Annotated in this window: 13 protein-coding genes; 6 read left to right on the forward strand and 7 right to left on the reverse strand. The window is 71.9% G+C overall.

What is annotated here, in order from left to right; translation table 11 throughout:
- Window positions 1-4 precede the first annotated feature (4 nt).
- From macS to J3P38_RS01585, 3 genes are read right to left on the reverse strand one after another with little or no spacing between them, the layout of a single operon-like run.
- Window positions 5-1,159, reverse strand: a complete 1,155-nt coding sequence (macS, locus tag J3P38_RS01575; RefSeq protein ID WP_210503581.1) for a MacS family sensor histidine kinase — start codon at window positions 1,157-1,159, stop codon at window positions 5-7.
- Window positions 1,156-1,974 carry a lysophospholipid acyltransferase family protein gene (locus J3P38_RS01580; protein ID WP_210502476.1) on the reverse strand — a complete coding sequence of 273 codons (819 nt, stop codon included), beginning with the start codon at window positions 1,972-1,974 and terminating at the stop codon, window positions 1,156-1,158. Before J3P38_RS01580 ends, macS begins: the two co-directional genes overlap by 4 nt.
- Before the next feature lie 9 nt (window positions 1,975-1,983).
- Window positions 1,984-2,799, reverse strand: a complete 816-nt coding sequence (locus J3P38_RS01585; protein ID WP_307807641.1) for an alpha/beta hydrolase — start codon at window positions 2,797-2,799, stop codon at window positions 1,984-1,986.
- Window positions 2,800-2,882: 83 nt separating this feature from the next.
- Between J3P38_RS01585 and J3P38_RS01590 the strand changes: the two genes are divergently transcribed.
- From J3P38_RS01590 to J3P38_RS01600, 3 genes are all read left to right on the forward strand, one after another.
- Entirely contained in the window at window positions 2,883-3,383 is a 501-nt protein-coding gene (locus tag J3P38_RS01590; protein ID WP_210502477.1) for a hypothetical protein, read from the forward strand.
- A gap of 46 nt (window positions 3,384-3,429) precedes the next feature.
- Window positions 3,430-4,668, forward strand: coding sequence for an ornithine cyclodeaminase family domain (locus J3P38_RS01595; RefSeq protein ID WP_210502478.1), 1,239 nt, complete (start codon window positions 3,430-3,432; stop codon window positions 4,666-4,668).
- Window positions 4,669-4,752: 84 nt separating this feature from the next.
- Complete coding sequence (locus J3P38_RS01600; RefSeq protein WP_210502479.1) at window positions 4,753-6,153, forward strand: hypothetical protein; 1,401 nt, start codon at window positions 4,753-4,755, stop codon at window positions 6,151-6,153.
- Here J3P38_RS01600 and J3P38_RS01605 read toward each other — a convergent pair.
- The 4 genes from J3P38_RS01605 to J3P38_RS01620 are packed head-to-tail and all read right to left on the reverse strand — an operon-like array spanning window position 6,106 to window position 9,138.
- Window positions 6,106-7,101: an ROK family protein gene (locus tag J3P38_RS01605; protein ID WP_307807642.1), complete on the reverse strand. Its 996-nt coding sequence runs from the start codon at window positions 7,099-7,101 to the stop codon at window positions 6,106-6,108. The genes J3P38_RS01600 and J3P38_RS01605 overlap by 48 nt on opposite strands.
- Window positions 7,098-7,490 (reverse strand): hypothetical protein, encoded by a 393-nt coding sequence (locus tag J3P38_RS01610; RefSeq protein WP_210502480.1) that lies wholly within the window; start codon window positions 7,488-7,490, stop codon window positions 7,098-7,100. The genes J3P38_RS01605 and J3P38_RS01610 overlap by 4 nt, the downstream gene beginning before the upstream one ends.
- Complete coding sequence (locus J3P38_RS01615; protein WP_210502481.1) at window positions 7,487-8,686, reverse strand: ArsA family ATPase; 1,200 nt, start codon at window positions 8,684-8,686, stop codon at window positions 7,487-7,489. The genes J3P38_RS01610 and J3P38_RS01615 overlap by 4 nt, the downstream gene beginning before the upstream one ends.
- Before the next feature lie 14 nt (window positions 8,687-8,700).
- Complete coding sequence (locus J3P38_RS01620; RefSeq protein ID WP_210438138.1) at window positions 8,701-9,138, reverse strand: SRPBCC family protein; 438 nt, start codon at window positions 9,136-9,138, stop codon at window positions 8,701-8,703.
- Between the two features lie 96 nt (window positions 9,139-9,234).
- On the opposite strand from J3P38_RS01620, the gene J3P38_RS01625 reads away from it, so the two are divergent.
- The 3 genes from J3P38_RS01625 to J3P38_RS01635 all read left to right on the forward strand — a co-directional run bounded on the left by J3P38_RS01625 (window position 9,235) and on the right by J3P38_RS01635 (window position 13,354).
- Entirely contained in the window at window positions 9,235-11,031 is a 1,797-nt protein-coding gene (locus J3P38_RS01625; protein ID WP_210502482.1) for an AMP-dependent synthetase/ligase, read from the forward strand.
- A 203-nt stretch (window positions 11,032-11,234) separates the two neighbouring features.
- A complete protein-coding gene (locus J3P38_RS01630) occupies window positions 11,235-11,663 on the forward strand; it encodes a TadE/TadG family type IV pilus assembly protein (RefSeq protein ID WP_210502483.1) in 429 nt (142 codons plus the stop codon).
- Window positions 11,657-13,354: a TadE/TadG family type IV pilus assembly protein gene (locus tag J3P38_RS01635; RefSeq protein WP_210502484.1), complete on the forward strand. Its 1,698-nt coding sequence runs from the start codon at window positions 11,657-11,659 to the stop codon at window positions 13,352-13,354. The genes J3P38_RS01630 and J3P38_RS01635 overlap by 7 nt, the downstream gene beginning before the upstream one ends.
- The last annotated feature ends 30 nt before the right edge of the window (window positions 13,355-13,384 follow it).

Raw genomic sequence — 13,384 nt, forward strand, 5'->3', positions numbered from 1 at the left:
CCGGTCACGCTAGCGGGACCGTGAGCTCCCACTCGGTGCCCCAGGGGCCGCTGTCGACCGTGGCGGCGCCTCCGAGCTCCTCGACCCGGCCGCGGATGGACGACGCCACGCCGAACCGGCCCTCCGCCTCCGCCTCGTCCAGCCGGCCGTCGGTGATGCCCGGCCCGTCGTCGCGCACCGAGACGGTGACCGAGTCGCCGCCCGCCTGGGCCAGCACCCAGGCGGTGGCATCGGGCCCGACGTGGGCGGCCACGTTGTCGAGACAGGCGCGCACGGCCGCGACGGTCTCCGTGGCCACGCGCTCGGGCACGAGCACGGAGCCGCCCGGCGTGGCCAGCTCCACGCGGACGGGATGGGCGGTCGCCATGGCCTCCAGGGCCCCGGCGAGGTCCACCCGGCCGCCGGGTGCCGTCGCCACCGTGTCCTGCTGCCGGATCAGCGAGCGGAGTCCGCGCTCCTGCTCGCCGGCGAGCCTGCCCAGCTCGGCCCACTCGCCGCCGGCGGCCTCCCCTCGCCGCTGCACCATGGCGAGCACCTGGAGCACGCCGTCGTGCACGGCGCGGGCGAGCCGGGTGCGCTCCTCGGCCGCCGCGGCCGCGCGCTCCGCCGCGTCGCGCTCGCGGGCCATCCGCTGCAGCGACTCGCAGAGGAAGCCGACCACGGGTCCCCCGACGAGCACGAGGAACACGTTGCCGTAGTTGCCCTGGTCGACCACCTCGCGCGGTGCCAGGTCCGTCGCCGAGAGCACGACGGCGGCGACCAGTCCGCCCTTCCAGTGCCAGTGGATCGCCCAGGCGAGCAGCGCGCCCATGACCCAGAACCCCGGCACGGTCGCGAGGAACGCCTCGGACTTCACCCACGGCGTCACCGCGATCGCGGCGACCGCGATCAGCAGGTCGGCGACGAGCAGCGCGGGCGTGCGCCGGGCCCGGCTCCGGTACAGCCAGACGGCCGCCCCCGTCCAGGCGACGCACGCCGAGACGACGGCGAGGCCCAGCTCGGGGTGCGAGAAGCTGTCGCGGCGGTAGACGTTGAGGCCGACCATGTTGACGGTGACGACCACCCGGACGATGGCCAGGGCCGTGTGGAGACGGTCCTCGACGGCGAGGGCCGAGTCGGCGCGCGGCGACGGCGCCGGCGCCGCGTGCTGGGCGCTCAGGACGCCTTCTGCTCCGGCCCGTCGCCGGTCCGGTCGGGCGACGCGCCGTCCCGGTCGGCCCGGTCGGTCCCGGAGCCGTCGCGAGCGTCCGCCTCGGACCGGTGGGCGGCCGCGGCCTGCTTGGCCTTCTCCTTGGCCTCCTTGTCGAGCTCCTTGGCCTTGGCGGCGTAGAGGTCGACGTACTCCTGGCCGGAGAGCCGCATGATCTCGTACATGATCTCGTCGGTGATCGAGCGCAGGATGTAGCGGTCGTTCTCCATGCCCGCGTAGCGCGAGAAGTCGAGCGGCTTGCCGAACCGCACGACCGGCCGGGTCCAGGTGCCGTAGACCTTGCCGTTCGGCGCGACCACGTCGGTGCCGACCACGGCGCAGGGCACCACGGGTGCCCCGGACTCCAGCGCCAGCCGGGCGACGCCCGTCTTGCCGCGGTAGAGCCGGCCGTCGTGGGAGCGCGTGCCCTCGGGGTAGATGCCGAACAGCTCCCCCTGGCCCAGGATCCTCATCGCCGACTTCATCGCCCCCTCGGCGGCGTTGGCCCCGGAGCGGTCGATCGGGACCTGGCCGGCGCCGGTGAAGAACTTCTTCTGGAACCAGCCCTTGATGCCCGGGGTGGTGAAGTACTCCGCCTTGGCGACGAAGGTCACCCGCCGGTTGAGCGTCAGCGGCATGAACAGCCAGTCGGCGTACGACAGGTGGTTGCTCGCCAGGATCGCGGGACCCACCTCGGGGACGTTGTCCACGCCGAAGGCCTTGGGCCGGAAGACGAGACGGAGCACCGGCCCGAGGGCGATCCACTTCAGGAACCAATAGAGCACGGGCCGAGCCTAGCCCTGCTCCGGCCCGGTGACCCTCTCGATGAACTCCGCGGACTCGGCGAAGATGCGCGGGGCGTCGTTGTCGAGCGTCGCCACGTGGTAGCTGTCCTCCAGGACCCGCTCCTCGAAGTCCTTCGACGACAGCCCGGCGTTGATCGCCCGCGAGCTCGAGATGTCGACCACGTGGTCCACGGCGGAGCGGAAGAACAGCACCGGGACGGTGATCCTCGGCAGGTCGCGGCGCAGGTCGGCGTACCCGGCGAACATTGACGCGGCGGCCCGCAGCGGGGTGGTCGGGTAGCCGTGCTCGTCGGCGCCCGGCTTCTTGATGTCGTTGGCGATCCCCGGCAGGCCGGGCACCACGAGCTTGAGGAGCGGGAGCAGCCGGACGTCCTTGCGCAGGGTGTCGACGGCCGCGTTGACGATGACGATGCCGGCGAGGTCCTCGCCGTGGTCCGCGGCGAGCCGCAGGCAGAGCGCGCCGCCCATCGACAGCCCGACCGCGACGACGGCGTCGTTCTCGGCCGCGAGCTTGTCGAGCGCTCCCTCGGCGGTCGCCACCCAGTCGGCCCACGTCACCTTGTTGAGGTCCTGCCAGCGCGTGCCGTGGCCGGGCAGCAACGGCATCTCGACGGCGTACCCGCGCGCGGCCAGGTCCTCGGCCCAGGGACGCATGGACGCGGGGTTGCCGGTGAAGCCGTGCTGCACGAGCACGCCGATCCGACGCCCGCCCGCCAGCTCCGGCCTCGCCGGCGTGGACATCGGCGCGACGAGGGCTGGGTCGAGGGACGCGCCCGAGGCTGCGCGGCGCAACGGGATCTTCACGCGCACAGTGTGCACCACCAGCACCCCCGTCGCGGGCCGAGCAGGACGGGTCGGGGAACCACCGAGCGGCTACCGTTGAGCACGTGAGCCGCCCCGAGGACGAGAGCCGCACCGAGCTGGCGTGGCGCGAGATCGTGGCGCACTACGGCGAGCGTCCGGCGCTGGACGACGAGCCGTCCGGGACGGCGTCCCGGGGCCCCGGTCCGGCGGCCACGGGCGGCGAGGGCGATCGCACACCCGGCGCGGGATCCGACGTGACCGCCGACCTCGCCGGCGAGCTGCCCGACCACCTCGTCGACGACGACGAGGTCGAGGTCCGGGAGCGCGCCGTCGTGGACTCGGAGCGGTTCCGGCCACCACCCGCGCCGCCGTTCCCGCTCCCGCGGACCTGGCAGCGCGGCATCGCCTGGGGCGGGGTCTTCGTCGCCCCGCTCCTGGCCCTGGTCATCGGGCTCCTGTCGGTCTACGTCCACCCCCTGGTCGGTTGGGCACTCGTGGCCTGGTTCGTCGGCGGCTTCGTCTACCTGGTGCGCGCGATGCCGCGCTCGCCGCGGGACCCCTGGGACGACGGCTCCCGCGTCTGACGCCTGTCACGGTCCGCGGGCGCGACGAGACAGTAGGGTCCCCCGCGTGGGTGCACGCGAGACGGTCGAAATCACGGGGCACCTCATGGACAGCGGCATCCTGTCGCGGGTCCTCGACGACATCCGTGACTACGGCGCCGACTTCGTCCTCGAGCAGTTCGACGTGGGTCACGAGGCGCACGACCCCAGCAGCGCCCGCATCACCGTGCAGGCCGACGACGACGCGTCGCTGCAGCGCCTGCTGATGCGGCTCCAGACGCGTGGGGTGAACCAGCTCGGGCACGCCGACGCCACGCTCGCGGTCGCCGACCGGGCCGGCGTCCTGCCCGACGGCTTCTACTCCACTACGGACCTCGAGACGCGCGTGCGGCTCGACGGCGAGTGGTACGACGTGGAGAACCCGGAGATGGACTGCGGCCTCGTCGTCGACGAGTCGCCGTCGGGCGGCCCGCGGGTGCGGACGGTGCCCATCTCCGACGTCGTGCGCGGCATGCGGGTCGTCGTCGGTGCGGCCGGTGTCCGGGTGACCCCGCCCGACTCCCGGCCGGCGGGCGGCTCGACGGCACTCCCCCAGGCGGGGACGGTGGCCGAGCGCCCGCAGGCGGTGCTCGTGCGCCAGGTCGCCGACGGGATGCGCGAGGCGCGGTCGAGCGGCAGGAGGCTGCTGTGGGTGGCGGGCGCCGCCGTGGTCCACGCCGGCGGGGTGCCGCCCTTGGCGGCCCTCGTCCGGGCGGGATGGGTCGACGTCCTCTTCGCCGGGAACGCGATGGCCACCACGGACATCGAGGCGGCGCTGCGGGGACCGGCCGCCGAGGGCGCCGTCTCGACGCCGGACGCCGAGCACGGCCACGAGCACCGGGTCAGGTCGGTCAACACGATCCGCCGGGCCGGCTCCGTCGCGGCCGCCGTGCGCGACGGCGTGCTGGTGAGCGGCGTGATGCACGCCCTGGTGACGCACGGCAAGCCGTTCGTCCTCGTCGGCTCGGTCCGCGACGACGGACTGCTCCCGGACGTCCACACCGACGTCGTCGAGGGGCGGCGGGCGATGCGGGCCGAGGTCCGCGACGTCGGCTACTGCCTGATGATGGCCGCGCAGCGCCACGCCGTCGCCACCTGCACCATCCTCCCCGCGAGCGTCCCGCTCGTGTGCGTCGACATCGACCCGGCCACCGTCACCCGGCTCACCGACAGGGGCGCGGGCCAAAGCCGCGGCATCGTGACCGACGTCGGGCTGTTCCTCGAGCAGCTCGCCCTCGAGCTGGTCGCGGACTACCGCCGGGGTTGAGCATTTCGCCTACGGGGACCGCCGGGGCCACCTAACCTTGCTGGCACGCAGCGCCGGGCAGGCGTGATTAGGAGCAGGGCGGTCATGACCAGGGAAGCCGACACGACGGCCCTCACGAAGAGTCACGTCGCAGACGAGACCCGTCGAGCGACTCGCCTGTTCGTCCGCATGTGGGCGTTGGCACACATCCTCCACCTGCTCATCGCGGACCGCAGCGCGCTGCACACTCCATGGAGCGCAGCCGTCGTAGGGCTGGCCCTCACCGTGCTGCTGCGGCCGGACAACGGACGGCTCCTCGCTGGCTTGCTCGTGGCACAGATCGTCGAGCACACGGTGGAGATGCCATTCAGTCCCGATCACTGGGCCCTGGTAGCGATGGTCAACCTGCTCGTCCTCCTGTCGATGGCGGCCTCACGCTCGACCGGGTGGCAGGCCGTGGCCCAGTCGTTCGCAGCCGCGCGGGCGATTCTCCTCATCGCCTACTGTGCGGCCGCGCTGTCGAAGTGGAACACCACCTTCCTCGACCCGGTGACCAGCTGCGCGAATGCCGTCGCCGATCTCATCACCTTCGGGGCTGCCGGACCTCTCGCCGGGAGCCACCTCGTCAATTGGGGCACGGTCGCCACCGAAAGCGCCATCTTCGTTCTCCTCGCCGTGCCGCGCACCCGGGCATGGGGCGTGCTGCTGGGTCTGACCTTCCACTTCACCCTCAGCATCAGCCCCGTCATCGTCGTTGGCGACTACACCTCGACCGTCTACGCGCTGTTCTTCCTCTTCCTGCCGCCGGAGACGGTCGGGCGCGTCCTGGACCGCGTGTCGGGGTGGGCGGCACGCTCGGCCGTGGTCCGCGACGCCAAGCGCCGTCCGCCGATCACCGCGGTCCTGGTGTTCGTGGTGCTCGGCTTCGGCGGCCACCTCCTCGGACAGGTTCCGGTGGCGACCGTGTATGTGCTCGAGCAGTTCTACTTCGTCCCTCTCCTACTGGCCACAGTGTTGGCCGTCAGGGAGCAGCGCTCGAGCGGGTCGTCATCAGGTGTACGCATCGGGCGCGTCCGTCTGCTGCACCTTCCCGTGCTGCTCATCGCGGTGCTGTGGGCCCTCAACCCTTACCTCGGACTCCGGACGACCGGGGTCAACACGATGTTTTCCAACCTGCGCACCGAGTCTCCCGACCCCAACCACCTGTTCATGCCGTCGTGGCGCTTGACCGACTGGCAGGACGACATGGTCGTCCTGCTCGCCTCCACAGATGCTGAGCTCCAGGCCGGCGCGGACAACGACCTCGCCCTCCCCCTGGTGGCCCTGCGTCGTATCGCGATGGACCGACCCAACCTCGAGGTGACCGGGGTGCTCGACGGCGAGACGGTGACCTTTGGCCCGGGCGAAGGGCAGCGCAAGCTGCAACCGCTGCCCGCTTGGCAGTACCGGTTGTTCCTGCTACGGCCCGTCGCGACCGGGGACGCCCCGTTCTGCCCGCAGGGTTGAGCCCACCAAGAGCGCAGCCCCCACCACCCCTGCGCGCGGCCCGAGCCGGGCGGCGATCAAGTCGGGAACCCGACGGTGCCCGGCACCAACAAGCGTACGGCTGAGGGCGTCGCGCGCAGGCGCCAGGAGCAGGTCGCCGGCGGCCGAGACGCCTCCGCCGATCACCACGACCTCCGGGTCCAGGGCCGCGACGAGGTTCGCCGCACCCATGCCGAGCCAGTCGCCCACCGACGTGAATGCCTCGCGCGCCACCCGGTCGCCCTGCTCCGCGGCGGCGGTGACCATTGGCCCGGTGACCCGGCCGGGATCGCCGCCGCTCATCTTCAGGAGGACCGAGGGCTGCTCGGTCATCAAGGACCGGGCCCGGCGGACGAGGGCGTTGCCGGAGGAGTACTGCTCCCAACAGCCGCGCCGGCCACACTCGCAGGGCCGTCCGGCCGGCACCACCTGCATGTGCCCGAACTCCCCCGCCATACCGCTGGCGCCCCGGACGACCTCGCCGCGGAGGAGCACCGCCCCGCCGATGCCGGTGCCCATGGTGATCATCACTGCATGGGCCGCCCCCCGGGCAGCGCCGTGGTGGGCCTCCGCGCGCGCTGCGCAGTTGGCGTCGTTGTCCAGCGCCACGGGGCAGCCGAGCCGCTCGGCCAGCAGCTCGCGAAGGGGTTCGCCCTGCCACGGCAGGTGCGGTGCGAACACCACCCGTTCGCCGGCCGAGTCGACGAACCCGGCGGCGGCAATCCCAACGGCCGCCACGGCTCGTCCTCCCGCGGCCTCGAGCACCGCCGACACCAAGGCGTCCTCCGCCTCACGGGTCACCCCGCGGCGGCCCGGGGTGGTCCGCGACGCGGTCCGCACCACGCGCCCGTCCGTGTCCACGGTGCCGGCCAGCACCTTCGTGCCTCCAATGTCGACACCGACAACCACGCCGCACTGGGACGGGGTCACTCGTCCTCCCGCCAGTCGTCGCCGAGGTCGATGTGCTCCACCTCGTCCCCGGGGGAGCCGGCGTCGCGCGGGTCGGCCGTCGCGATGAGCGCTGCTGCAGCCTGGACGAGCGAGCCCACAGCGGCGCCGAGGTGCCCAGTGACCTCCGGGCTGAGCCGGCGCACGGCGTGCAGGGTGCGGCAGAGCGGGCACACCGTGCACTCATCGGAGCCGGTGGCGAGGTGGGCGTCGAGGTCGTGCACCGAGGCGGCCGCCCGGTCCGCGAGGCCGCCGACCCCCTCCCCTGCCTCGCCGGCATGGTCGCGCGCCCACCCGGACAGAGCTCCTAGGAGCTTCGCGGCCTCCTCGCCGAGGCTGCCGACGTCGGAGGCCTCACCTGCGTCGGTCACAGCGCCTCCTGGCGGGTCTCGGTCGTCGCGGTCGCCGGCTCGGTGAACCGGACCTGGGGCTCGCCGTCCCGCACCCGGGCGCCCGCCACGCGGTGGCGGGCCAGCCCGGAGGGCAGCGTCAGGAGGCGACGATACGACGCGACGGTCACGGCGAGCTCGTCGCCCTTGCGCGCGAGCCGCACGTCGTCCTGCGCCGCCAGCGGCAGCGGCAGGACGAGCACCAGGTCGCTCCCCTGCTGCCGCACCGCCATCGGGAAGCCGACGGCGCCCGTCGCCAGGGGGTCCGAGTCGCCGTAGACGGCCCGCGCCAGCTCGAGCAGCTCGTCGCGGCCGACCGGCTCCACCGCGCGGTAGACCGAGGTGTGGACGTCCAGGCCGGCGAACGAGTCGGCGGCCTCGGCCAGGACCCGCTGCTGCGCCGCCACCCACGTCGCGCGCCACTCGTCGGCACCGCCCGAGGGGAACACCCGGTTGACGATCGCCGCGTCGACGCGGTAGCCGAACAGCGTGAGCAGCGTGTACGCCCTGCGGGCCTCGGCGAGCACCACCGACTCGGGCGTGAGCACGAGCCGGACCGAGGTGTCGGGACTGGTCAGCACGGCGCGCGCGTCCGCCAGCTCCGCGTGCAGCCGCTCGACGGCGTCGAAGACCGAGTCCTCGGGCATCGGCACCCCGGCCGCGCGGCTGAGCACGGGCTTGAGCGCCTTGACGACGCGCCGCTCGACGGGCAGCACGCGCTCCATGTACCACCCGAGCGCCTCGGGGAGCGCGAGAAGCCGCAAGGTCTCCGCCGTCGGTGCGCAGTCCACCACCAGGACGTCCCACGTGCCGGACCTCGCCTGCGCACGGACCTCGAGCAGCGCGAGCACCTCCTCGGCGCCGGGGATCACCGTGAGCTCCTCGGCGGCGACCTGGTCGACGCCCACCACGTCGAGGACGCTGAGCAGGTAGGCCTGGATGTCGGCCCACGACCGCTCGAACCGCTGCTGGGCGTCGACGTGCTGCACCCAGAGGTTCGCCGCGGCCTCGGTCGGCTCGGCGGTGGCGGGCACGTCGAGCGCGTCGGCCAGGGAGTGGGCGGCGTCCGTGGAAAGCACGAGCGTCCGGTGGCCCGCAGCAGCGCTCGCACAGGCCGTGGCCGCAGCGAGGGTCGACTTGCCGACGCCGCCCTTGCCGGTGAAGAGGAGGATCCGCACGTGGCAGGCGCGGATCAGAGCGACTCGACGCGCTTCTTGAGGCCCTTCAGCGCGGTGTCGATGAGGATCTTCTCGCCCTTGCGCTTGAGCATCCCGATGAGGGGGATGCTCACGTCGAGGGCGAGCCGGTAGGTCACCTCGGTGCTGCCGTCGCCCCGGTCGACCAGCGTGTAGGCCCCGTCCAGCGCCCGGAGCATGTTGCCCTCGACGAGCGTCCAGGTGACCTCCCGGTCGCCGTCCCAGTCGTAGGCGAGGGTGTACTCGTCCTTGATCGGCGAGACGTCGAGGGCGAAGTGGACCCGGTCGGCGCGACCGTCGGCTCCCTCCGCCCTGACCTCGACCTCCTTCATGCCCTTGGCCCACTCGGGGTAGGACTCGAAGTCGGCGATGACGGCCATCACGTCGGCCGGAGGGGCGTCGATCGTGATCGACGCGGAGGTCTGTTCGGCCATGGCCGGAGCCTAGCCGAACGCACCGGGCGTACGCGGGCGCGCGTCGCTGGCGATAGCCTCCTCACCGCAGTCGCCCACTCCCAGGGAGGTTCCACCGTGCGTGAGTTCGCCACGCCGCTCTCGATCACCGTCCCGACCACCGGGAACCTCACCGACGACGTCGTCACCAACGCCCGCGAGGCCCCGGACACGGCGGTGTTCAGCCGGGACACCGGCGACGGCTGGGTCGACGTCACGGCGGCGCAGTTCCACGCTGAGGTCCGCTCGGTCGCGAAGGGACTGGTCGCGGCCGGAGTGGAGCCGGGCGACCGCGTCGCGCTGCTGTCGAAGACGCGCTACGAGTGGACGCTGTTCGACTACGCGATCTGGTTCGCCGGCGCCGTCACGGTGCCGATCTACGAGACGTCCTCGGCCGAGCAGATCGGCTGGATCCTCCAGGACTCCGGCGCGAAGGCGGTCGTGGCCGAGGGACCCGACCACCTCGCGCGGGTCCGGGAGGCCCGCGGCGCGAGCGACCTCGTCGACCTGCAGCACGTGTGGTCGATCCAGGACAACGCCGTGGACGTGCTCGGTCGCCTGGGGTCCGACATCTCCGACGAGCTGCTCGAGGAGCGGCGGACGACGGCGACGCCGCGCGACCTCGCGACGCTGATCTACACCAGCGGCACCACGGGGAAGCCCAAGGGCTGCATGCTCACCCACGGCAACTTCATGTTCGAGCTCGGCGTGGCCGTCGACGAGCTGGCCGAGCTCTTCGAGACCGACGACGCCTCCACGCTGCTCTTCCTGCCGCTCGCCCACGTCTTTGCGCGGATCATCCAGGTCGGCTGCGTCAAGAGCCGCGCCCGCATGGGCCACAGCGCCGACATCAAGAACCTGGTGGCCGACCTGGGCGCGTTCCGGCCGACCTTCGTCCTCGCGGTCCCGCGCGTCTTCGAGAAGGTCTTCAACACCGCCTCCCAGCGCGCGACCGCCGACGGTCGCGGCCGCATCTTCAGCCGTGCCGCCGACACCGCGATCGCCTATTCGCGAGCCCTGGACGGCAAGCGGGTCCCCGTGCGCCTGCGGGCGAAGCACGCGCTGTTCGACCGGCTCGTCTACGGCAAGCTGCGCCAGGCGCTCGGGGGCAGCTGCACGTACGCCGTCTCGGGCGGCGCGCCGCTGGGCGACCGCCTCGGCCACTTCTACCGGGGCATCGGGCTGGTCGTGCTCGAGGGCTACGGGCTCACCGAGACCACGGCGGCCCTGACCGCGAACCTGCCCGATGCGCAGAAGATCGGCACCGTCGGTCGTCCGCTCCCCGGCACCGCGGTCCGGGTCGGCGACGACGGCGAGCTGCTGTTCCGCGGCGGCCAGGTCTTCGCCGGCTACTGGGGCGACGAGGCCGCCACCGCCGAGGCGCTCGACCCCGACGGCTGGTTCCACACCGGCGACGTCGGCGAGGTGGACGACGAGGGCTTCGTGCGCATCACCGGGCGCAAGAAGGAGATCCTCGTGACCGCGGGCGGCAAGAACGTCGCGCCGGCCGTCCTGGAGGACCGCCTGCGTGCGCACGCCCTGGTCGACCAGTGCCTCGTCGTGGGCGACGGACAGCCGTTCATCGGCGCGCTGGTGACCATCGACCGCGAGGCGTTCCCCGGGTGGGCCGCCCAGCACGGCAAGTCCGGTGACGTGGCCGACCTGCTCGACGACCCCGACCTGGTCGCGGCCGTCCAGGAGGCGGTCGACGAGGCCAACAAGGCGGTCTCGCAGGCCGAGTCGATCCGGAAGTTCGTCATCCTCGCGGACGAGTGGACGGAAGTGGGCGGCCAGCTCACCCCCAGCATGAAGCTGAAGCGTCGTGTGGTGATGGGCCAGGCCCGGGAGCAGGTCGAGGCGCTCTACCTCGGCTGAGGCGCAGCGAGTCCGGCGCGGCAACGGACCGGGCGGCGCCCGGTCTGACCAGGCCGGACTAGTCACATCGGGCCATGCCGGGACCACCTTCGGGTGGTTTGTCAGGTTTAGCCCGCGTTCTTCAACATCGCCGCACTAGGTTCTAGCCGCTGCCGAGGAATCGGGTCCTCGCAGACCTCGTCCGGCGGAAAGGGGTGCCAGGGATGCGTCGACGCATCAACCACGAATCGGGTGCCGCAGCGGTCGAGTTCGCCCTCGTCTCGCTCGTGCTGCTGACCCTCGTGGGTGTCGTCTTCCAGTTCGCCATCTACCTGTGGGCCTTCCAGGCGGCCTCCAACGGCGCTCGTGAAGGTGCCCGGGCCTGGGCAGTGAACCCTTGCAGCGCGGGCAACCAGGCCAAGGTCGTCACGGCGGTCTCGCCGGCGGCTCGCACCGGCTCCGTCAACGCGGTCGCTGCCTTCACCAAGGGCTCCGGGAACACAGCAGCCACCAGGGAGCCAGGCGACCAGGTCGTCGTGACCGTGACGATGCAGGCCAAGGCGCTCGGCTTCAACCTCGTCCCCGGCTGGGACTACGACGCCGTCATCACGAAGACCGCTACGGCTCGCGTCGAGGACGTGCAGGGATGCTGACCGCCGTCCCCAGCCTCCGGCCCGTCGTCGACAAGCGTCGTCGTGACGAGACCGGCACCGTCGCGGTGATGGTCGCTCTGATGGCCATGGTCATCCTCGGGATGGCCGCCGTGGCGATCGACGTCGGCCAGGTGTACGCCAAGCGTGCATCGCTGCAGAGCGCCGTTGACCAGGCCGTACTGGCCGCCGCAGCCGAGCTCGACGGCACGACCGTCTGCACCGCAGGGGCGGTCACGGCCGCCGAGGAGTACCTGGTCAGCAACTGGATCGACCAGGGCGGCGACCCCAAGGCGGTGGCCGACATCGATCTCGCGGCCGACAACACCCTCGCTGACGGCAGCAAGGACGGATACATGGTGTGCAACAAGTGGCGCGTCGACCTGTGGGCGCCCACCGCGAAGGTGAACCTCGGCCTCGCCAAGGCCGTGACCGACGAGACGAACGTCCAGGTTCCGGCCCACGCCGCTGCGGAGGTCCGCTCGCCACGGTTGGGCACCCTGCCGTACTACGCCACCCCGACCTGCAGCACCGGCCAGCAGGTCCTCTCGACGGACTCGAGCGGCCACGCCTCACCTCCCGTCATCCCGCTGACGCCCTCGACCACGACGCTCAACAGCTCGAACGTCACGGCGCTCGACCCGTCCACCACACCGGTCGGCACCCCCATCAGCAGCATGGTCGTCACCGGCACCAACTTCACCTCACCCACGTCAGTGACGGCCGTGGGTTTCACCAACGCCTCGGGTGACCACTACCAGGTCGCGATCGACTCGGGTGCCACGATCACCAGCTCCACCCGTATCGCCGTGAGCACGATCCCGTTTCCGGTCGCGTCCGAAGACGTCTGGTACGTGCGGGTGCTGAAGGGCGGCAACTGGTCCGCGAGCAACGGCAACGCCACCTCCGGCGTGCAGAAGTTCACGGTGGGCGACGAGAAGCTCTACTGCAACCTCTCCGACAAGGGCAACTTCGGTTCGCTGAAGATCGACCGCACTCCCTCGATCAGCAACCCGAACACCCTCATCTACTACAACACCGCGCTCGGCGTGGACCACGAGCTCGGCACCGCCCCGGGAGCTCCGTCCGCCCCGTCGTTCTGCACCGCTGGAAGCGGCTTCATCACCGCTCCCGTCGACGGGCAGAACTGCATGGCTACCGACACCGGCCTACCCGCCAACGCGCTGGAGGAGGGAATGATCACCGGCTCCGATCCCACGGGCCGTCTGCGCAAGCCCGCCACCTCGCCGTGCACTCGGCCCAACGTCACCGTCAGTTCCTACAGCCTGAACGACGACGTGCTGAGCTGCTTCTTCACCAACCCCACGATCCGCGTCGGCGACGTCACCAAATCCACGTACACCGGCGAGCCCGTAATCAGCCCGGCCATCTTCGACTCGCCGCGCTTCGTTTGGGTGCCGATCATCAACGAGCCTCCGAGCGGATCCAGCAAGAACGTCTCGATCCAGGGCTTCAAGCCGGGCTTCATCACCGACCAGCCGGCGTCCGGGACGAGGGGAGGCCACGGCACCACCACCGGGGTTCCCAACGGGCTCACGCTGTCGGGGACCAAGGTGCGCGAGGTGCGAATCTGGTTCATCCACCCGAACGCCTTGCCGTCCAGCTCCACCGCCGAGGGTCACGAAGTGGCCTACCGCGGCACCGGCGCCAAGGTCATTGTCCTAGTCGACTGAGCTCGCCCTCACGAACATCCTCCCTGCCCA

The organism is Nocardioides xinjiangensis, assembly GCF_017916455.1.
GTDB classification, from domain to species: Bacteria; Actinomycetota; Actinomycetes; order Propionibacteriales; family Nocardioidaceae; genus Nocardioides; species Nocardioides xinjiangensis.